Below are 19,142 nucleotides of genomic sequence, written 5' to 3' on the forward strand. Positions count from 1 at the left end.
GTTGCGACTACATGAAAGGAAAAAGGAAGGTTTCCAGGCCGTGTGAAAACGTAGCGAGCGAAGGCATGGCCGAGCGCAGTAGTTTTCACATGGTCTGGATCAGCGCTGCATGCCCCAGCGCTTCACTGTGCAGCGCTCCAGCAGGGCGAAGACCAGGCTCTCCACCAGCAGGCCGATGAGGATCACCACCGCGAGGCCGGCGAACACCTTGTCGGTGTACAGCTCGTTGCGGTTCTGGAAGATGTACCAGCCGAGCCCGCCCTTGCCGGACGAGGCGCCGAACACCAGCTCGGCGGCGACCAGGGTGCGCCAGGCGAAGGCCCAGCCGATCTTCAGGCCGGAGAGGATCGACGGCAGCGCGGCGGGCACCAGGATCAGGGCGACGAAGCGCAGCCCGCGCAGGCCGTAGTTACGGCCGACCATGCGCTGGGTTTCCGGAACGCCGAGAAAGCCGGCGTAGGTGTTCAGCGCCAGCGACCAGAGCACCGAATGCACCAGCACGAAGATCAGGCTGCCCTCGCCCAGGCCGAACCAGAGCAGCGCCACCGGCAGCAGGGCGATGGCCGGCAGCGGATTGAACATCGCGGTCAGGGTCGACAGCAGGTCGCGGCCGAGCTGGCTGGAGACCGCCAGGGTGGTCAGGACGAAGGCCAGCAGGATGCCGATCAGGTAGCCCTGCACCAGCACCGACAGGGAGATCGCCACCTTCTCCAGCAGTTCGCCGCTGGCCAGGCCCTCGGCCAGGGCGCGGGCGACCTGCAGGAAGCTCGGCAGCAGCAGATCGTTGCCCTGCAGGCGGGCGACCACCTCCCAGAGCAGTGCCAGCGCAGCGAGGATCAGCGACTTGCGCAGCCAGCCCTGCTGCCACAGGCGCTGCGCCAGCGACAGCTCGCGCTCGAGCGGCAGATCGGTCAAAGGTTGCAGGGCGATTTCGTATTCCGGTCGCAGCGGCGGGATCTGGCTCATGGTGTGTTTTCCGTAGAGTCTCGGGTGAAAACGGGAAGATGCGGGAGCCGACCGCGTAGGGTGGGAAACGGCCGCAGGCCTTTCCCACCGGCGGCAGGGCCGGTGGGCAATCGCTGCGCGAGTCGCCCGCCCTACCCGGCTATCGCCAGCAAGCTGGCTCCTAGGCGGCATGCACGGCGGCGGGGCTCTCCCCCTCCTCGAACAGCAGCCGGTGGATGCGCCGAGCGGCGTGCTGGAAGTCGGCGCTACCGCTGCTGTGCAGATCGAAGGCGTGGCTGGCGACTTCGGCGCGGACCCGTCCCGGATGCGGCGAGAGCAGCAGGATGCGGTTGCCGACGACCAGCGCCTCCTCGATCGAATGGGTGACGAACAGCAGGGTGAACTTCACCTCCTGCCAGAGTTCGAGCAGTTCCTCCTGCATCCGCCGCCGGGTCAGCGCATCCAGCGCGGCGAAGGGCTCGTCCATCAGCAGGATCTTCGGCTGCATGGCCAGGGCACGGGCGATGGCCACGCGCGCCTTCATGCCGCCGGAGAGGGTGTGCGGGTAGGCGTCGGCAAACCTGGCCAGGCCGACCTTGTCCAGGTAATGCAGGGCGCGCGCCTCGGCCTCGCGGCGACTCAGGGTGCGCGTGGCCAGCAACGGGAACATCACGTTCTGCCTGACCGTCTTCCACGGCGGCAGCTGGTCGAACTCCTGGAACACGGCGATGCGGTCGGGCCCCGGCTCGCGGACCTCGCGGCCGTCCAGGCGGATCGCGCCGTCGCGCGGGCGGATGAAGCCGGCCACCGCCTTGAGCAGGGTCGACTTGCCGCAGCCGGAAGGCCCGAGCAGGACGAAACGGTCGCCCGGATCGACCTCGAAGCTGACCTCGTGGGTGGCGCGCACCACCCGATCGGCAGTGCGGTATTCGAGGCTGACGCCCTCGACCTGCAGCAGCGGCTGGAAGGCCGTCGCCACGGCAGGGGCGGAATTCTGGAGAAAGGCGTTCATCGTCTCAGCTCCCCTGGGCCAGCCTGGGATCGGGGAAGAAGTAGTCCTGCCAGGACGCCGGCTTGTTCTTCAGCGCGCCGACCCGGTGGAGGAACTCGGCCAGCGGATAGGTGTTCTTCGGCGTCACGCTGAACTCGAACTTCTCGTTGTCGATGATCTTCAGCAGCGCGTCCTTGTCGATCTTCGCCTTGGTCACGCGGATATAGGTTTCCGCCGCGGCGGCCTTGTCCTTCTGGGCGAAATCGGCCGCCTCGGCCAGCGCGTCGACGAAGGCCCGGTAGGTCTTCGGGTTTTCCTGGCGGAATTTCTCGGTGGTGTACAGCACGGTCGGCGAGTTCGGCCCGAGCAGCTCGTAGGTATCGAGCACCACGTGCACATTCGGGTTTTCCAGCGCCTGGTTCTGGAACGGCGGGTTGGAGAAGTGGCCAGTCAGCTCGGTGGCGCCGCTGGTCAGGGCCGCGGTGGCCTCCGGGTGCGGCAGCGCGACCGTGTACTTGTCCAGCCGGTCGTAGGCCTTGTCGCCCCACTGCCTGGCGGCGGCGTACTGCAGGAAGCGCGACTGGATGGAGACGCCCACCGCCGGCACGGCGATGCGGTCCTTCTCGGCGAAGTCGGCGATGGTCTTGACCTTGGGGTTGTTGCTCAACAGGTAGTACGGGAAGTTGCCCAGCGAGGCCACGCCCTTGACGTTCTGCCTGCCGTGGGTGCGGTCCCAGACGGTCAGCAGCGGGCCGATGCCGGCGCCGGCGATGTCGATGGTGCCGGCCAGCAGCGCGTCGTTGACCGCCGAGCCGCCGGACAGCTGGCTCCAGTCGACCTTGATGTCGAGGCCCTGCTCCTTGCCGTGCTTCTCGATCAGTTGCTGGTCGCGCACCACGTTGAGCAGCAGATAGACGATGCCGAACTGCTCGGCGATGCGGATCCGGCCTTCGGCATGGGCCGCCGCCGGGGTCAGCAGGCTGCCGGCGAGGCCGAGGCCCAGGGCGATGCCGCCGGCAAGGCGGCGAATCGCGGGAAAGCGTATGCCTGGAAACATGGGAGGCTCCATTGAGTGTTCGGTGAACAGGGATAGAGGGCAGAGTCGGTTCAGGAGCTAGCGAGCTAGAGCCAGGCAAGGCGAAATCGGATGAGGAAGCGGAGTTTACGAGCGGTAAATGAGCATTTCGAACCCGATTTCAACGCAGCCTGGCCGACGCGCAGCAGCTTCTGGACTGACTCTCAGAACGGCGCGTCGCCCTGGATGGTGGTGCGATGCATCCGTCGCGGCAGGTGGTTCGGGCAGCCGGTGGCCAGGTGGATCAGCGCGCGGTTGTCCCAGAACAGCAGGTCGTTTTCCTGCCAGCGGTGGCGGTAGGTGAATTCGGGCCGGATGCTGTGGGCGAACAGCTCGGCGAGCAGCTGGCGGCTCTCGTCTTCCGGCAGGTCGAGGATGCGTGTGGTGAAGTTCTCGTTGACGAACAGGCCCTTGCGCCTGGTTTCCGGGTGGGTGCGCACCACCGGATGGACGACTTCCTTCACCTCTTCCAGCTGGGCCTGGGTCAGCGTCGGCCGCCGGATGCCCTTGAACACCTCGTCGGCATAGTGCGCGGTATAGGAATGCACCGCACGGCGTCCCTCGACGGCCTTGCGCAGTGCCTCCGGCAGGGTCTCGTAGGCGAGCTGCTGGTCGGCGAACAGGGTGTCGCCGCCCTCGGCCGGCAGTTGCTGGGCATGCAGCATGGCACCGAGGCTGGGCAGCTCCTTGTAGGAGAGGTCGGAGTGCCAGAGCTTGCCGGCGTCGCCCAGGCCGATGGGCCTGCCGTTCTCGACGATGTTGGAGATAATGAAGATCTCCGGATGCCCGGCCAGCAGGAACTGCTTGAGCACATGGATCTGCAGCTCGCCGAAGCGCCGGCTGAAGGCGATCTGCTGCTCGGGGGTGATGTGCTGCTCGGGGGTGATGTGCTGCTCGCGGAACACCAGCACCCGGTGGTCCAGGAAGGCCTGATGGATACGGGCGAAATCCGCCGGATTGACCGGACGGGACAGATCCAGACCGAGGACTTCGGCGCCCAGCACGCCGTCGAAGGGACGGACGTCGAACGACTGGGCAGGAACGGACAACAAGGATTCAACCGCTGACATGGGGATCTCCAAACGCATGATCGGGCATGGCCCGAAGAAACTGGCGTGGATGCGAATGGCGCATCCATTTCTCTTCATGCGGCTCGGCGGTTGACCGGCAAGTACGCGATAGATGCAATCTAATGGAATATGGATTTTTGTTTAAATAACTTTTTTGCCTAAGTTAATGACCGCTCCTCGCGGCGAGAGGTGTGCCGTTCAGCTCGCGATCCAGACATCGGCCAGGCGGGGGACCGATGCCAGGCAGCTGCCTTCCGGCAGAAGGCAGCTGCACTACAGGGACGTCAGTCCTTCTCGATCCGCTCGCCGGCGGGCTCCGGGACAAGCATCAGCTTGCCGCCCATGTCGCGGCAGATGCCAGACCGGGTCTTGCCATCCGGTGCGGTGAAGGAGCCGGTGTCGCCGGCCTTCTTGCCTTCGCAGGCCTTGGCCGAGCCTGCCGCCGACGGCGGCGGCGGACGGTGGCCCTTGCCATGCTCCGGCATCACGGCGAGCTTGCCGTGCATGTCGCGGCAGACGCCGGACACGGTCTTGCCGTCGGGACCGGTGAAGGACGCCGTGTCGCCGGCCTGCTTGCCTTCGCAGGCGGTGAAGGCAGCCGCCGGCGGTCCCATGCGCTCGCCGCCCGGATGACCGGCAACCCCCTCTTGGGCGGCCATCGCCAGGGGCGAGGCCAGGCAGGCCAGCAGCGCGATGTGACGGATGTACAGCATGTTTCACCTCTCTGGGGTAGTGCGGAGTGCTCATCAGAGCATAGCTACCCGTCGAGCGGTGATTCTTTACCCTTTCGATACATTCCCCCATGCAGCGAGCGGCCGGGGCGGGCCGCTCAGATCACGAAGAAGCCGTGGGTGCCGTCGCGGCCCAGTTGCTCGACCAGGCCGAACTCCCAGTCCAGATAGGCCTGCATGGCCTCGCGGGGATTGTCGGTGCCCTCGTAGGGACGCCGGTAGCGGTCGCTGCGCGGTACCGCCAGGGCGGTCTCGCCCTCCTCCAGCGGCAGGCCGGCGGCGATCCAGGCCGCGGTGCCGCCGGCCAGGACGAACACCGGCTTGCCGGTCAGCGCGTGCAGCTCGTCCACCGCGTAGCGCGCCAGCAGGCTGCTGCCGCAGGTGACCACGTAGCGTCCGGCCGGCGGCAGCTTCTCCAGGGCCTGCGGCAGCTGTGCGCGCAGCGCCCACCAGGCGCCGGGAATGTGCCGCTTGATGTAGTTGGCGCTGGTGGTGAAGTCCAATACCAAGGTATCGCCCTCGGCCAGCCAGGCCTGCAGGGTCTCGGGCGCGATGTCCTCGCTCTGCGGCGCCGGCGGCACCGGCGCCGACCAGCCGCCCCGCTCGGCGAAGTCCGCAGCGCTCAAGCCGTCCAGCACATGCACCTCCCAGCCCATCTGCGCCAGCCAGGAAGCGCTCATGTTGGCGCGCACGCCGTCGTCGTCGACCAGCACCAGGCGCGCGCCGCGCACGCTGGCGAAGTGGTCGGTTTCCTGGACCAGCTGGCCGCCCGGCGTGGAGCGCGCCCCCGGTAGGTGGCCGGCCTCGTACTCCTCCGGGGTGCGCACGTCGAACAGGTAGGTGGTGCGGCCGGCCTCCTCCCGCCAGCGCGCCAGATCGGCGAGGCCGGCTCGGCCGACGCCGGCCCTGTCCGCCACCGCGCGGGCGGACTGCGCGGCGATGGCACGGTCCTCGGCGGAGACCTCGACGAAGCGGCGGCTCTGCCCGTGCTCCAGTTGCTGGCCGGCCAGGGTCCAGCCGATGGTACCGTTGCGCAGCGCCGCCACCGCGTTGGGAATCCCGGCGTTGACCAGCGACTGGGTGCCGATGATGCTGCGGGTGCGCCCGGCGCAATTGACGATCACCCGGATCTGCGGGTTCGGCGCCAGCTCGCGCACCCGCAGCACCAGCTCGGCGCCGGGCACGCTGATCCCGCCGGGAATGCTCATGGTCTGGTATTCGTCGAAGCGCCGGGCGTCCAGCACCACCACGTCGGCCTTCTCATCCAGCAGTGCCTTGACCTCCTCGGCGGCCAGCGACGGCGTATGGCGCTCGGCCTCGACCAGCTCGCCGAAGGACTTGCTCGGCACGTTGACGTCGATGAACAGCTCACCGCCGGCGGCGCGCCAGCCGGCGAGGCCGCCCTCCAGCAAGGCGACGTCGCGGTAGCCCAGCGCCAGCAGGCGCTCGGCGGCCCGCTCGGCCAGGCCCTCGCCGTCGTCATAGACGGTGACCGGCGTGCTGCGCCGCGGAACCCGCGCATAGACCTCGATCTCCAGGCGCGACAGCGGGAGGTTGGCGGCGAACAGCGGGTGACCCTCGGCGAACGGCGCTTCCTCGCGCACGTCGAGCAGGGCCAGTTCCTCGCGTGCCAGCAGGGCGGCGCGGATATCGGTGAAGGAACGGGTGGCGATACGGCTCATGCGGGAACATTCTCCTTGGCCTTGGACAGATCCCAGATATTGGGCAGGACTTGGTTGGAATAACCGGAGATGAACGGCTTCTCGCTGCCGTCCGGCAGATAGACGGCACGCCGCACGGCGCCGATGTTGGCGCCGTAGACGTGGATGCTGATCGACGGCTGGTCGGGGCTGGCGTTGAACACCCGGTGGATGTCGCCGATCCGCGGCGACACCGCCTCGACCTGGCCGGGCGACAGGCGCTGCGGATCGCCGAGCGGGCGCAGGCCCTCGGCGGTCACTTCGAAGTGCTGGGCGTCCTCGGCGCCGCGCAGCATGCCGATCAGGCCCCAGACCCGGTGATCGTGCACCGGGGTGGTCTGCCCCGGTCCCCAGACGAAGCTGACCACCGAGAAGCGCTGCCGGGAGTCGGCGTGCAGCAGGTACTGCTGGTAACGCTCCGGGTCGGGCCGGGCGAAGGCCTCCGGCAGCCAGTCGTCCTGAAGGACCAGTTCGCGCAGCAGCAGCCGGCCTTCGCGCAGTACGCTCTCCTCGTCGTCGTGCCGGTCGAGCAGCTCGCCCAGGGCACCGACGAAATTGCGCAGGCGGTCCAGGCGCAGGGGGGATTGACTCATCGTCGCTCATCCATTCTGTGACAAGATGGCGCCACGTTACCAAGCGCCATATCATTATCAAAATGCACTTTATTCATAAGCTAATATGCTAATAACGCATGAAAACAGATGACATCGAAGCCTTCGTCGCCGTCGTCCGCTGCCAGTCGCTGAGCCTGGCCGCCGACAGCCTGCAACTGACCCAGTCGGCGATCACCCGCCGCGTGCAGAATTTCGAGGATGACCTCGGCACCCTGCTGCTCGACCGCAACACCAAGCCCCTCAAGCCGACGGCCATGGGCCTGCGGGTCTACGAGCAGTGCCGCGAGGTGCTGCGCAGCATGGACGTGCTGCGCGAGATCGTCGCCCGCGACGCCCCGCCCAGCGGCACCCTGCGCCTGGGCGTGCCGCAGACCATCGGCGACGTGGTGCTGCTCGACACCCTGGAGCAGCTGAAGAACACCTATCCCGACCTGCAGACCCAGGTCTCCAGCGGCTGGGGCAGCACCCTGCTGGAGCGCCTGGAAAACCTCGAACTGGATGCCGTGGCGGCGCTGTTTCCCGCCAGCAAGAGCTTTCCCGAGGGCATCGCCGCCACCTCCCTCGGGCGCCTGCGGCTTCTGGTGGTGGCCGCCCGCGGCAGCTCGGAAAGGCGCGGCGGCAAACTCGCCGACTGCTGCGACCGCGGCTGGGTGCTGAACCCGGAAGGCTGCGGCTTTCGCGCCGGCCTGCAGCACGCCCTGGCCGAGCAGGGCCTGAAACTGCGGATCAACCTGGAAACCTTCGGCAGCGAACTGCAACTCGGCCTGGTGGCGAAGAACCTCGGCCTCGGCCTGGTTCCCGAGCCGCTGCTTTTGGCCAGCCGCTACCGCGAGCAGCTGGAAGTCGTCGCCCTCGCCGACTTCAAGCCGACGGTCGACCTCTGGCTGCTGCAGCCGCGCTTCGTCGGCAACCTGCACGGCGCCATCGAACTGTTCGGCAGCCTGGTAGCCCGCCACCTGGCCTCGCCGCCGGCGGGTGGCGTCTGAACGGGGATAGCCTCATTCGTGGCGGATGATGCCCTGTAGGGTGGAAAACGACCGCGGGTCTTTTCCACCGGGCATGGCGGGAGGGGTGCGGATTGGTAGAAAATGTGGTGTGGTTTTCTACCAATCCGCACTGGCGGCAATCGTGCCGAAGCGGAAGTTGTTCGAATTCAATAGCGAACACTCAATGCTCTCGGCCCCTTCTTGTAACACCTTCAATCCTTCGCCACCACCGTGTCGTAAAGCCCGTAGTGACTCAAGCCCTCGTGACTCTCGATACCGGTGTAGCGTAGCGACGCATCTTCATAGCGACGGAAGGCAAAGACGGCCTGGTTCATCTGCTCGGTGTTGAAGACTTTGAGGCGGACGAGCAGGTGGAAGTCCTGCACCGTCAGGCCGGTGACGGCAAGAAACAAGTCCGGTTCGAGCTTGGTAATCACATCCTGCAGCGTGTTCTCACGGAAGTCGGTGAGGTACATGAATGCCGGGATGCGGGTGGCGAACTTGATCAGCTTTTCCTGAACCAGCTTGCGCTTGGATTTGTATTCCTTCTCCTCGTCGGAGAGTTCCTTCTTTTCCTTTGCCGACAAGTCGTTGTTCTTCGCCTTGTTCTTGAGTTCCTTGACCTTCTCGCTCTTATTAATGATCGTCTCAATGATGTTGTCACCCAGAGCGCGCCAGCCCTCGATCCGCTCCACGGCAGCCATCGCCTTGGGGTCGTCCATTATGCGCCGCAACGTGTCGTTATCCACGTTCACCAGCAGCGCGCTCTCCCACTTGCGAGCCAGCAGCGTGGCTGAAGTGCCTGCCATCGCAATATCGAGAATGCCGCCGGCGTCAATCTGCGTCATGTTCGCGCCGTCGTAGGCCAGCACGGGCAGGAAGGACACGAGCTCCTTGACCGCGTTCTCCGGGTTTGACTCGTTGGGCGACAGGCCGATCCCGTACTCCGAGAGTTGCCGCAGGGCGCGGGTGGGCGCGAAGTCGAACACGAAGCAGACGGGCTTGAGAATCTCCTCCTCGTTCGGGTTATCGCCGTTGGGGTTCTTGATAGACCACGGCGACTGAACCCGGAATGCGGCCTGGAAGTAGCTCTCTGGTGACTTGAGATTGCGCAGCATCAGGATGGACGACCACTGAGGCACGGTATTAATCCGGCAATACAATAGGGCACTTTCTGTATTTTGGTTTCTCCTTGAAAATCAAGGATATATGCCGATACTGGTATGAGCCTTATTTGTGCTTTCGTATTGCCGGATTAATAACGCCGGTGGTGAGCTTGCCGCACGACAGCGTGAGGGTCTTGGTCTCGAATCCGCTGCCGATAGCCTTGCGTACGGGCGGCAAGGCATCCAGCCCGATGCCCGCCGATGCACCGGCGGCGACGACCACTGCGTAGTCGTGCCAGAAGGTGTTGTGCCTCTCCGCCAGCAGGTTGGCCATCGCGTGGCAGGCTGCCACGCTAGGCAGGAACCAGAACGAGTGCTGGAGATACGGCAACAGACGCACGTCAGAATACGGAAACGGCGGCCGCGTTCCCGTCTTCAGATGCTCCACCGATTTGGGCGCGTAGCCCCCGCGAATGATGTCCAGCCACTTCTGCACATCGTTCTTGTGCTTGAACTGTGCCGCATTGCCTGTACCCGATGCCTCGAAGAAGGCGTTGAGATCGAACTCGTCAAATTCCCCGGCGCTGGCGATCGCCACCAACTCATCCGGCATCTGGTAGGTCAACAAGCGCATTTGCGGCAATGCCCCGTAGGGATTCCGTTTGCCCGGGTTTTCGACGGCGAAGTCTTCCTTGGCGCGCTGCTCGTCGGTGTAGGTCCAGTTGAATATCTGTTCCTCGATGAACTCGCCGGTCGCCAGCGCCTTGAACGGCGTACCGGAGAGGTAGAGATACGCCTTGGTGGTGATGGGCAGGAACTCGGTTTCCTTCTCCGATAGCACTGTGAGGTCTTCGTTCATATCCTCCAGCCCGCCAGCGTATTCGAGCTTGGCCTCCTTCTTCGCGACGGCCTCCTCTTCGCCCTCGAACAGTTCCTTCGCTGTCTCACGCCAGGCCCCGAAGTGGTATTCGTCGAACACCACAAGATCCCAATTCACGGTGTGAATCCACTCATTCCTGGGCTTGATGTTCCCTGCCGCGTCACGGCCGAGCAGATCCTGGAAGGAGCCGAAATAGACGACCGGTTTGTTACAGTCGATCTGCGTCGGGTCCCGGCCGGACGAGCGCGAGAGGTATTGCCAGCCGTCGAAGTCCACGTGACTCTCAAGGTCTGACTGCCAAGCATCCTCGACGGCCGGTTTGAAGGTGACCACCAGCACGCGTCTAGCACCTAGCCTCTTGGCCAACTGATAGGTGGTGAAGGTCTTGCCGAAACGCATCTTCGCGTTCCACAGAAAACGCGGCGCAGCGTTCTTGTTTTCGGCCCAGATCGACTGGTAGTAGTCGAAGGTTTTGTCCACGGCCTCGGCCTGCTCGCGGCGCATTGGAAAGGTTTCGTGATGCGTCCCTGTGAACTGCTGGCCGGTGCGCAGCTCGGTCAGCACGGTCCTCACGTTATCGGCTGCACAGCGCACCCACTCCAGTTCGACGTTCTCGAACCCCTTCCTGACCAGCGCCGCGCGCACTTCATGGTCGCTGAAGAGGCCGCCGTCTTCGCGCTCGGCAGACTCGTCGAGTTCGATCCGAAAGTTCTTGATGGCGGCCGTCTTGAGCTGCTCGGCGACGCGCTGGCTCACGTCGCGAGTCGTCTGCCCCACCTTGAGAAGCCCCGTGTGCGCCGCGTCGGCGATCGAATAGGCGTAGATGCGCGGCCGGGCTTTCGGCTTGGGCGCTAGGATTTCTTCGATGGTGGGTTTATTCATCTGCACTACTGCCGAGATCCATCGCCCTGACTTGGGACTCGATGTATGCCCGCTCCTGCTTGGTGATGCCGTATTTCTCGTAGAGGACGTCATCGGTCCAAATGCGGTCCCACGTCTGCATCGGAACCCAAGTGTAAGCAGAGTGTGTCGCGTCCTGCGTAATCTTCCGCAACGAGACTAAGAATCGACAGAATCGAGTCGTGTAATACGACTAGAGGCTCTTGGCTTCGTCCTCCGAGCCAACGTAGAAGAAGAGGAATGACTGAGTGCAGACCGAGGGCGACGGGGCCATGAGCGGTTTACCCAATATTTGATGAGGGATGCCGTCGCCGCCGTTGTACGCCTTAGGAACGAGAACCTTCCAGGTGTCAATGAGATGTGTACTCTTGGTAACCTCCATGCGCCCGATATAGCCCACACTGCGCTTCATATTAATCCGGCAATACAATAGGGCACTTTCTGTATTTTGGTTTCTCCTTGAAAATCAAGGATATATGCCGATACTGGTATGAGCCTTATTTGTGCTTTCGTATTGCCGGATTAATAGTACGGATGTAGTAGAGCGGCAAATCCTCGGCACACCTCACTTCGTGGAATCCGTCGAAATTTGACGTCCAGCCAAACTCCTTGTCGCGAGCGAGGATCGTATTGATGGACAGTTCTCCGCGCTTCTGAACTTTTCGCAGGATTGACATGGAACGCCCATCCCGCACAAACACATCGTACTCGCCAAGGTTGCGTGCCATCGGCCCTACAACCTCTCCAGTCCGGATGGTCGTTACGTTGCAATCGCCATCGTGTGTAGCATCCCATAGGAAGTAGCAAACGCCCGCCTTGACCTCGACCCCCGGAAATACGTCGCTTGCCGCTGGATAGTCAACCAACTCGCGCATCCGTCGATCCCCAAGCATTGCCTGCCGGAATTCGCCAAGCCCAAGTCCGGAAGCCATCCACCGCGACGGAATGACCATGGTGAGGAAATGCGGCTCAAGCTTTTTCGCCTGCTCAACGAAATGCTGATAAATAGGCACGTCGCGAGTGCCGCCGTCCGAGCCGAGTTGATACGGCGGATTTCCAATTATCACGTCGAACCGCATATCACCCCCAAATAACTCGGCCAGCCGAGTTGTAATGTCGTCAGTGTGAATGAACGCATAGGCGTGGGTTTCCAATCCTTCGCCTCGGTCATAAGTCGCTTGGCTGGCACCGCAGTACAGGCACTTGCCTTTTTCCCAGGTATGCTCGACGCGCTCGAACCAGATATTGCCTGCGTCACTCATGAAGGATTTGGCGATGGAGTGCAGGCCATTGGCGTGCTTCGAGCAATAAACGCTTCGTCGCGCCAGCAGACTGGTGAGATGCGTGATGCCGATGCCGAACACCTGCCTGGTCAGAATGTGATTGACGCGCTCTTTGAGGTCTGGCATTTCGTCTGCCAGTCCCTTGGTAAGACGGCTGGTGATTTCCCGCAGGAATACGCCCGACTTGGTGCAAGGATCGAGGAACTTAACTGTCTTGTCCGCCCATAGGTTCGCCCCGTCATGGCTGGCCGCCCAGGCCTCGGCTAGCGTGTCCAGCATCCGATTGGCGAACTCGGGCGGCGTGAAGACCTCATCGTTCGAGAGATTTGCGATGCAGGTCAGCACATCCGGATTGCGGCCCCGCAGGGAGAAACTGGCCTGTTCGATCAAGGCCTCCGCCTTCCCGCTCATGGCTGATTCCCTTCCAGTCGCCGTGCGCCCGCGTCCGCCAACAGCAGCTTCATCTGATGCATGGCGGTCTGGTTTAGCTGCTTCAGCCGTTCGGCTTGCACCAGCCCCTGATGGATGAAATGCGCATTCAGCGTTTCCAAGTTGGCCAGGCAGACCAATTGCGAGGCATTGACCTCGTCGCGGATGTTGCCCTTGCTGTCGGGGTTCTCGTCGCGCCACTGTTTCGCGGTTTTGCCGAACAGAGCCATGTTCAGCAAGTCCGCGTCGCTGGCGTAATCGTCGGCGCCGCCGGAAATGACAGCGACGGGCGTGCCTTGTACGTCGATCTTGGCCATGCTCAATCTCCCTTCAGAGCAGCCAGCTCGCTCACCGTCATCGGCGGATAGGTCTTCGTCGGCATGAAGATTTCGTGCTTGCCGAGGTGGGCGAAGAGCGAACCCTCCGCACTGAAGGCCGACGAACCGGTGAGAACGTCAAAGCGGAAGTCACGGCGCTGGAACTTGCCCTTGCCGAGGTAGCCCCACTCCGAGAAGGTGATCGGCTGGCCATCGCTGCTGCGCATCGTCAAGGCATCACCGTGAACGAGATTCCGTGAAAGTACGCAAGAGGCGGCCCGGTACAGATCGTCCGCCCCCTCGATATTCAGGTAGTCGGCGAGGATTTCCTGCACGTTCGCCCGGCACTCGGCAATGTTATCCGCCAACAGCTCAATGCCGTAGATGCACATCAGCGCGAGCAGCGCATAGTGCCGTCGCTCGAAGTCCGACTTGCCGTACTTAAGTTCGACGGCGGCGAGCTTGCGTTGCAGGACCCGGACAAGGAAGTTCCCGCTCCCGCACGCCGGCTCCAAGAAGCGGGAATCGATGCGCTCAGTTTCATCCTTCACGAGGTCGAGCATCGCCTCGACCATCCACGCCGGGGTGAATACCTCTCCGTGATCGGCAACGCGCTTTCGGGACTTGATCAGACTCATGGGCAAAAGGCTTCGGGCTGCGATATCCAAGGAATTTGGCATTATGCCTCATGCTTCCAAGTGTCCCTATGCCGTAAAAAGCTTGACAGCGACCTATTGTGAGATCGGGCAATGGCGTCTATTGGGAGCCGATTATTAATCCGGCAATACAATAGGGCACTTTCTGTATTTTGGTTTCTCCTTGAAAATCAAGGATATATGCCGATACTGGTATGAGCCTTATTTGTGCTTTCGTATTGCCGGATTAATATGATCCCCCTCACGTCCCCCTCCTCCTCCCCGCAACAATCCCCACCCGCATCCCGAACAACCTGAACACGCTGTCCAGGGTCGCCACCGTCGGGTTGCCGGCGTCCTGTTCGAGCTGGCGCAGAGTGCGCAGGGAGAGTTTGCACATGCGGGCGAAGTCGGTCTGGTTCAGGCCGGTGACACGCAGGCGCAGCTGGCGGATCGCGCCGCCGAAGCTCAGGGTGCCGTCGGCCAGTTGCTGGCGGATTTCGTCGAGTACCGCGCCGCGGTCTTCTTCCGGCTTCTTCATGGCATGTCTGGCAGCGACTGCCGCGTTCTCCGTGTGAGTCGGTCCAGATAGGCATCATAGTGCCTATTTCTGGCCCATCCAAACACTAAAAAGGTATTTAAATGCCTATTTTGACGTCTTGCTCGTGCGAAACAGGCAATTTATTGCCTTCCGTCATGCAGGCGCATTCACGCCGATTCAAGCGCTGCCCTAACAGCAGCAGGCCGATGGCGATGGCGAAGCCGAACGAAGGTGGATGGCTTCGGCCATCCACCCTACCCATCGAACCCGCGCGGCATGCATGAAAACCACGCACAAAATGCAAATAAAGCAAATTAATGGCAGCCAAATTTAAAACCCAGGAATATTAATTTATAAGAAAATCGAATTTCAGATTGCTCTCTTATGCATGCAGTATTGGGCTACCACTTCCTGCAGGCCCATGAACCGGCGCTACAGATGGCTGGCCCACCGGACCACCGGACGACTCGGCATCGTGACAGTCGCCCCAGGTGCATTCCGATGAGCATCACTCCACTTCGCAACCCTTCCCGGGCAGCCGCGGGCTCGCCCGTCCGCCCCGGCAGCCCGGCCTTTTCCGCGCTGCTGAACCGTCTCGGCGAGGAATTCGCCGGGCGCGCCGCCGACTACGACCGCAGCGGCGAGTTTCCCCAGGAAAATTTCCGCCGCCTGCATCAGGAAGGCCTGCTGGCCCTGACCATTCCCCTGTCCCAGGGCGGTCTGGGCGGCGGTCTGGCCGAGGCCGTCGAGGCCATCGGCGCGGTGGCCAAGGGCGATCCGTCCACCGCGCTGATCCTGGCGATGCAGTACCTCCACCACAACCGCCTGCAGGACAACCCGCAGTGGCCGGAAGTGCTGCGCCAGCGGGTGGTCCGCGAGGCCGTCGAGGACGGCGCGCTGATCAACGCGCTGCGCGTCGAGCCGGCGCTCGGCTCGCCCTCGCGCGGCGGCCTGCCGGCCACCGTCGCCCGGCGCACGCCCGAGGGCTGGCGGATCAGCGGCAGCAAGCTCTACTCCACCGGCAGCCACGGGCTGACCTGGTGCAACGTGTTCGCCCGCAGCGACGACCCCGACCCGCTGGTCGGCGTCTGGCTGGTCCGCAAGGACAGCCCCGGCATCCGCATCGTCGAGGACTGGGACCACCTGGGCATGCGCGCCACCTGCAGCCACCGCATCGACTTCGACGACGTGCTGGTGCCGCTGGAGCACGCGGTCAACGTGGCGCCGGCCAGCCGCCGGAGCACCGATACCGAACTCGACCCCGAGGGCCTGTTGTGGATGGGCGCCCTGCTCGGCGCCCTCTACGACGGCATCGCCCGCGCCGCCCGCGACTGGCTGGTCGACTGGCTGAAGCAGCGCACGCCGAGCGCGCTCGGCGCGCCGCTCGCCAGCCTGCCGCGCCTGCAGCAGCTGGTCGGCGAGATCGACAGCCTGCTGCTGGTCAACCGCAGCCTGCTGGAGGCCGCCGCCGGCCGGCGCCTGCCGCTCGAGGCCAGCGGCCAGCTCAAGCACCTGGTCACCGACAACGCCATCCGCGTCGTGGAGCTGGCCCTGCAAGCCTCCGGCAACCACGGCCTGAGCCGGAACAACCCCCTGGAGCGGCACTACCGCGACGTACTGTGCGGACGCATCCACACGCCGCAGAGCGACGTCGTGCTGGTCAAGGCCGGCCAGACCGCGCTGGGCCTCTAGCACATCCGTCGACCCAGGAAGCGGCGCGCATGGATGCTCCCCTCCCCAGGGGGAGAGGGAGCCGAAAGCCGCTTTCTCCTCAAGCACCGAATCCAACACTCGACACTCACGGAAACGACGCGCATGACCTTCAATCCCTCCCTCTCCCGCCGCCGCCTGCTCGGCCTGGCCGGCACCGCCGCCGCGGCCGCCACCGTCGGCCGCTTCGCCTGGGCCGCCGATCCACACGCCCATGCCGGCCACGCCGGCCATGCCGCACAGGCCTTCTCGCTCGATGCCAAGGGCTGGGCGCTGCCGGCGCCGCGCAAGCTCAAGCTGGCCACCAACCTCAACGCCATCTGCCTGGCCCCGGTCGCGGTGGCCGACAGCCAGGGCTTCTTCCGCAACCACAACCTGGAGGTCGAGTTCGTCAACTTCGGCCACTCCACCGAGGTGCTGCTCGAATCCCTGGCCACCGGCAAGGCCGACGCCGCCACCGGCATGGCGCTGCGCTGGCTGAAGGCGCTGGAGCAGGGCTTCGACGTCAAGCTGACTGCCGGCACCCACGGCGGCTGCCTGCGCCTGATCGCCCAGGAGGACGGCCCGCGCACCCTCGAGGAGCTCAAGGGCAAGACCATCGGCGTCACCGACATGGCCAGCCCGGACAAGAACTTCTTCTCGCTGATGCTCAAGCGCCACGGCGTCGACCCGATCCGCGACGTGACTTGGCGGACCTACCCGGTCGACCTGCTCGGCACCGCCCTGGAGAAGGGCGAGATCCAGGCGGCCAGCGGCTCCGACCCGATGATGTACCGCCTGCGCAACCAGCCGGGCAAGCGCGAGCTGTCCAACAACCTGGTCGAGGAATACGCCAACCTCAGCTGCTGCGTGGTCGGCGTCGGCGGCAACCTGGTGCGCAAGGAGAAGCCGGTCGCCGCCGCCATCACCCACGCCATCCTGCAGGCCCACGCCTGGGCGGCGCAGCACCCCGAAACCGTGGCCCAGGACTTCCTCAAGTTCGCGGTCAACACCAGCTCCGAGGAGATCCACGCCATCCTCAACGAGCAAACCCACGCGCACTACTCGGTGGGCCAGGCCTTCGTCGACGAGATCGCCGTCTACGCCCGCGACCTGAAGGCCGTGGAAGTGCTGCGCGCCAGCACCGATCCCCGGAAATTCGCGGAGAGCATCCATGCCGACGTATTCAGCTGAACTGCCGCGCCGCGCCGCCGCCCGTCCCTTCGCCGTGTGGAGGACCGGCCTGCTGGCGGCCGCCGGCTGGCTGGCCTTCGCCCTCTACAGCAGCGAGGCGCCCAACGCCATCCGCGACTGGCCCTATACCCGCGAACTGGTCAACCTCGCCCTGATCGTCGCCGCCCTCCTGGCGCTGATCGCCCTGCTCCCCGGCCCGACCGCCCGGCTCGCCGAGCGCCTGCGCCCGGCCGGCCCGTGGCTGATCGCCCTGCCGCTGCTGCTCGGCCTCTGGCAACTGGCGACCGCCAAGCTGGCGCTGCTGCCGGTGCCCTTCTTCGCCCCGCCGCAGGCGCTGCTGGAGGTCTACGCCGAGGACTGGCCGCGCCTGGCCGAGAGCCTGCTGCACTCGTTCTGGCTGCTCGCCAACGGCGTGCTGCTCGGCTCGGCGTGCGGCTTCCTCGCCGGGGTGTCGATCGGCTGGTCGCAGCGCATCGGCTACTGGCTGCACCCGGTGCTGCGCATCCTCGGCCCGGTGCCGTCCACCGCGCTGCTGCCGGTCTGCTTCTTCATCTTCCCCAGCAGTTGGGGCGCCAGCGTGTTCCTGATCGCCCTGGCCACCTGGTTCCCGGTCACGGTGCTGACCTGGTCGGGGGTCGCCAGCGTCGACCGCGCCTACTACGACGTGGCGCGCACCCTGGGCGCCAGCGAGCGCTTCCTGATCTTCCGGGTGGCCATCCCAGCGGCCCTGCCGCACGTCTTCGTCGGTCTGTTCATGGGGCTGGGCGCATCCTTCTCGGTGCTGGTGGTGGCCGAGATGATGGGCGTCAAGGCCGGCCTCGGCTGGTACCTGCAGTGGGCCCAGGGCTGGGCGGCCTACGCCAACATGTACGCCGCGCTGCTGGTGATGGCGCTGCTCTGCTCGGGGCTGATCACGGCGCTGTTTTTGGTCCGCGACCGCGTCCTGTCCTGGCAGAAAGGAGCCGTGAAATGGTGAGCGCCAGCCTGAAGAGCGCAGCCCCGGCGCGGGGCCTGCACCTGGAAGTGAAGAACCTCAGCCACGCCTTCGACCTGGGCAAGACCAGCCTGCCGGTGCTCAACCAGGTCGACCTGAGCCTGCAGCCGGGCGAGAGCGTCGCCCTGCTCGGCCCCTCGGGCTGCGGCAAGTCGACCCTCCTGCGCCTGGTCGCCGGGCTGGAGGCGCCGCTGTCCGGGCAGATCCTGGTCGACGGCCAGCCGGTCGGCGCGCCCGATCCGTCGCGCATCCTGGTCTTCCAGGACCCGACCCTCTACCCCTGGCGCACCGTGTGGGACAACGTCGCCCTCGGCCTGCAGGCCCGCGGCCTGATCAACAGCCAGCGCGAGCGGGTCGACGCGGTGCTGGCCAAGGTCGGCCTCGGCGAGTTCCGCGACGCCTATCCGCATCAGCTGTCCGGCGGCATGGCCCAGCGCGCCGCGCTGGCCCGCGCGCTGGTCAACGAACCGCGCCTGCTGCTGCTCGACGAGCCGCTGGGCAAGCTCGACTCGCTGACCCGCATCGCCATGCAGAGCGAGCTGATCCGCCTGTGGCAGCAGCAGCGCTACAGCTCGCTGCTGGTCACCCACGACGTGGAGGAAGCCCTGCTGCTCTGCGACCGGGTGCTGGTGTTCAGCAACCGGCCGGCGCGCATCCTCGCCGAGCTGAAGGTCGACCGCCCCTACCCGCGCCACCGCGACGACCCGCATCTGGTCGAGCTGCGCCAGCAGGCGCTGGAGCTGCTCGGGCTGGGCAGCAGCTGGTAAGAGCCCATCTCTGGTGTAGCGCCTGCAGGCCGGATAGGCGCCCCCACCCTCGCCTGCAGGCGCCGGTTGCCAGGACCGACCCTCCGGCTCCCGACCTCCCATCCAGCCGGCCGCCATGCCCCGTCCCGCGCCGCCTCCCCGATCGGCAGCGGCCGATCGGAATCGAGTCGCCGGCACCCTCTCGATGGCTTCCGATCCGAATACGAGGTCGAACGGATGGCCGGCCAGCCGCACTTCCGCCCCGGCTTTCCGGTCGGACAAGCCTTGCCGTCGTGCCTGCCGGCCGGTCGCTCGC

The 19,142-nt window shown here is 64.9% G+C and carries 19 protein-coding genes; 5 read left to right on the forward strand and 14 right to left on the reverse strand.

The window, feature by feature from the left end; all coding sequences use genetic code 11:
• Positions 1-99 precede the first annotated feature (99 nt).
• The 7 genes from GCU53_RS03495 to GCU53_RS03525 form a co-directional block, all read right to left on the reverse strand.
• Positions 100-966, reverse strand: coding sequence for an ABC transporter permease (locus GCU53_RS03495; RefSeq protein ID WP_152386389.1), 867 nt, complete (start codon positions 964-966; stop codon positions 100-102).
• 160 nt (positions 967-1,126) lie between these two features.
• On the reverse strand, positions 1,127-1,957 hold the full coding sequence (locus tag GCU53_RS03500) for an ABC transporter ATP-binding protein (RefSeq protein ID WP_152386390.1): 831 nt from the start codon (positions 1,955-1,957) through the stop codon (positions 1,127-1,129).
• Between the two features lie 4 nt (positions 1,958-1,961).
• Positions 1,962-2,993: an ABC transporter substrate-binding protein gene (locus tag GCU53_RS03505; RefSeq protein WP_152386391.1), complete on the reverse strand. Its 1,032-nt coding sequence runs from the start codon at positions 2,991-2,993 to the stop codon at positions 1,962-1,964.
• A 182-nt stretch (positions 2,994-3,175) separates the two neighbouring features.
• The gene (locus tag GCU53_RS03510) at positions 3,176-4,081 is read right to left on the reverse strand and encodes a TauD/TfdA dioxygenase family protein (RefSeq protein WP_152386392.1); all 906 of its coding nucleotides are present in this window, start codon (positions 4,079-4,081) and stop codon (positions 3,176-3,178) included.
• A 284-nt stretch (positions 4,082-4,365) separates the two neighbouring features.
• Entirely contained in the window at positions 4,366-4,794 is a 429-nt protein-coding gene (locus tag GCU53_RS03515) for a hypothetical protein (protein ID WP_152386393.1), read from the reverse strand.
• 116 nt (positions 4,795-4,910) lie between these two features.
• A complete protein-coding gene (locus GCU53_RS03520) occupies positions 4,911-6,494 on the reverse strand; it encodes a rhodanese homology domain-containing protein (RefSeq protein ID WP_152386394.1) in 1,584 nt (527 codons plus the stop codon).
• On the reverse strand, positions 6,491-7,105 hold the full coding sequence (locus GCU53_RS03525; RefSeq protein ID WP_152386395.1) for a cysteine dioxygenase family protein: 615 nt from the start codon (positions 7,103-7,105) through the stop codon (positions 6,491-6,493). Before GCU53_RS03525 ends, GCU53_RS03520 begins: the two co-directional genes overlap by 4 nt.
• A gap of 98 nt (positions 7,106-7,203) precedes the next feature.
• Between GCU53_RS03525 and GCU53_RS03530 the strand changes: the two genes are divergently transcribed.
• The gene (locus GCU53_RS03530) at positions 7,204-8,112 is read left to right on the forward strand and encodes a LysR family transcriptional regulator (RefSeq protein ID WP_152386396.1); all 909 of its coding nucleotides are present in this window, start codon (positions 7,204-7,206) and stop codon (positions 8,110-8,112) included.
• 212 nt (positions 8,113-8,324) lie between these two features.
• Here GCU53_RS03530 and GCU53_RS25905 read toward each other — a convergent pair whose 3' ends face one another.
• From GCU53_RS25905 to GCU53_RS03570, 7 genes are all read right to left on the reverse strand, one after another.
• A complete protein-coding gene (locus tag GCU53_RS25905) occupies positions 8,325-9,254 on the reverse strand; it encodes a hypothetical protein (RefSeq protein WP_244307030.1) in 930 nt (309 codons plus the stop codon).
• 88 nt (positions 9,255-9,342) lie between these two features.
• Positions 9,343-10,980, reverse strand: coding sequence for a DEAD/DEAH box helicase family protein (locus tag GCU53_RS03540; protein WP_208845436.1), 1,638 nt, complete (start codon positions 10,978-10,980; stop codon positions 9,343-9,345).
• A 515-nt stretch (positions 10,981-11,495) separates the two neighbouring features.
• The gene (locus tag GCU53_RS03550) at positions 11,496-12,692 is read right to left on the reverse strand and encodes an Eco57I restriction-modification methylase domain-containing protein (RefSeq protein WP_208845437.1); all 1,197 of its coding nucleotides are present in this window, start codon (positions 12,690-12,692) and stop codon (positions 11,496-11,498) included.
• Positions 12,689-13,027, reverse strand: a complete 339-nt coding sequence (locus GCU53_RS03555) for a hypothetical protein (RefSeq protein WP_208845438.1) — start codon at positions 13,025-13,027, stop codon at positions 12,689-12,691. The genes GCU53_RS03550 and GCU53_RS03555 overlap by 4 nt, the downstream gene beginning before the upstream one ends.
• Positions 13,028-13,029: 2 nt before the next feature.
• Positions 13,030-13,665 carry a DNA methyltransferase gene (locus tag GCU53_RS03560; RefSeq protein WP_152386397.1) on the reverse strand — a complete coding sequence of 212 codons (636 nt, stop codon included), beginning with the start codon at positions 13,663-13,665 and terminating at the stop codon, positions 13,030-13,032.
• A 259-nt stretch (positions 13,666-13,924) separates the two neighbouring features.
• Positions 13,925-14,203, reverse strand: coding sequence for a helix-turn-helix transcriptional regulator (locus tag GCU53_RS03565; protein ID WP_152386398.1), 279 nt, complete (start codon positions 14,201-14,203; stop codon positions 13,925-13,927).
• 97 nt (positions 14,204-14,300) lie between these two features.
• Entirely contained in the window at positions 14,301-14,531 is a 231-nt protein-coding gene (locus GCU53_RS03570) for a hypothetical protein (protein WP_152386399.1), read from the reverse strand.
• 173 nt (positions 14,532-14,704) lie between these two features.
• Between GCU53_RS03570 and GCU53_RS03575 the strand changes: the two genes are divergently transcribed.
• The 4 genes from GCU53_RS03575 to GCU53_RS03590 all read left to right on the forward strand — a co-directional run bounded on the left by GCU53_RS03575 (position 14,705) and on the right by GCU53_RS03590 (position 18,847).
• Positions 14,705-15,895 (forward strand): acyl-CoA dehydrogenase family protein, encoded by a 1,191-nt coding sequence (locus tag GCU53_RS03575; RefSeq protein WP_152386400.1) that lies wholly within the window; start codon positions 14,705-14,707, stop codon positions 15,893-15,895.
• Positions 15,896-16,018: 123 nt separating this feature from the next.
• Positions 16,019-17,086 (forward strand): ABC transporter substrate-binding protein, encoded by a 1,068-nt coding sequence (locus tag GCU53_RS03580; protein ID WP_152386401.1) that lies wholly within the window; start codon positions 16,019-16,021, stop codon positions 17,084-17,086.
• Positions 17,067-18,062 (forward strand): ABC transporter permease, encoded by a 996-nt coding sequence (locus GCU53_RS03585; protein WP_152386402.1) that lies wholly within the window; start codon positions 17,067-17,069, stop codon positions 18,060-18,062. Before GCU53_RS03580 ends, GCU53_RS03585 begins: the two co-directional genes overlap by 20 nt.
• On the forward strand, positions 18,056-18,847 hold the full coding sequence (locus GCU53_RS03590) for an ABC transporter ATP-binding protein (protein WP_152386403.1): 792 nt from the start codon (positions 18,056-18,058) through the stop codon (positions 18,845-18,847). The genes GCU53_RS03585 and GCU53_RS03590 overlap by 7 nt, the downstream gene beginning before the upstream one ends.
• Positions 18,848-19,142 lie beyond the last annotated feature (295 nt).

The organism is Azotobacter salinestris (assembly GCF_009363155.1).
Taxonomy (GTDB): Bacteria; Pseudomonadota; Gammaproteobacteria; order Pseudomonadales; family Pseudomonadaceae; genus Azotobacter; species Azotobacter salinestris.

Coding starts and splice junctions, on each gene's coding strand:
- GCU53_RS03495 (WP_152386389.1), bottom strand. CDS start 966: ATGAGCCAGATCCCGCCGCTGCGACCGGAATACGAAATCGCCCTGCAA.
- GCU53_RS03500 (WP_152386390.1), bottom strand. CDS start 1,957: ATGAACGCCTTTCTCCAGAATTCCGCCCCTGCCGTGGCGACGGCCTTC.
- GCU53_RS03505 (WP_152386391.1), bottom strand. CDS start 2,993: ATGTTTCCAGGCATACGCTTTCCCGCGATTCGCCGCCTTGCCGGCGGC.
- GCU53_RS03510 (WP_152386392.1), bottom strand. CDS start 4,081: ATGTCAGCGGTTGAATCCTTGTTGTCCGTTCCTGCCCAGTCGTTCGAC.
- GCU53_RS03515 (WP_152386393.1), bottom strand. CDS start 4,794: ATGCTGTACATCCGTCACATCGCGCTGCTGGCCTGCCTGGCCTCGCCC.
- GCU53_RS03520 (WP_152386394.1), bottom strand. CDS start 6,494: ATGAGCCGTATCGCCACCCGTTCCTTCACCGATATCCGCGCCGCCCTG.
- GCU53_RS03525 (WP_152386395.1), bottom strand. CDS start 7,105: ATGAGTCAATCCCCCCTGCGCCTGGACCGCCTGCGCAATTTCGTCGGT.
- GCU53_RS03530 (WP_152386396.1), top strand. CDS start 7,204: ATGAAAACAGATGACATCGAAGCCTTCGTCGCCGTCGTCCGCTGCCAG.
- GCU53_RS03540 (WP_208845436.1), bottom strand. CDS start 10,980: ATGAATAAACCCACCATCGAAGAAATCCTAGCGCCCAAGCCGAAAGCC.
- GCU53_RS03550 (WP_208845437.1), bottom strand. CDS start 12,692: ATGAGCGGGAAGGCGGAGGCCTTGATCGAACAGGCCAGTTTCTCCCTG.
- GCU53_RS03555 (WP_208845438.1), bottom strand. CDS start 13,027: ATGGCCAAGATCGACGTACAAGGCACGCCCGTCGCTGTCATTTCCGGC.
- GCU53_RS03560 (WP_152386397.1), bottom strand. CDS start 13,665: ATGAGTCTGATCAAGTCCCGAAAGCGCGTTGCCGATCACGGAGAGGTA.
- GCU53_RS03565 (WP_152386398.1), bottom strand. CDS start 14,203: ATGAAGAAGCCGGAAGAAGACCGCGGCGCGGTACTCGACGAAATCCGC.
- GCU53_RS03575 (WP_152386400.1), top strand. CDS start 14,705: ATGAGCATCACTCCACTTCGCAACCCTTCCCGGGCAGCCGCGGGCTCG.
- GCU53_RS03580 (WP_152386401.1), top strand. CDS start 16,019: ATGACCTTCAATCCCTCCCTCTCCCGCCGCCGCCTGCTCGGCCTGGCC.
- GCU53_RS03585 (WP_152386402.1), top strand. CDS start 17,067: ATGCCGACGTATTCAGCTGAACTGCCGCGCCGCGCCGCCGCCCGTCCC.
- GCU53_RS03590 (WP_152386403.1), top strand. CDS start 18,056: ATGGTGAGCGCCAGCCTGAAGAGCGCAGCCCCGGCGCGGGGCCTGCAC.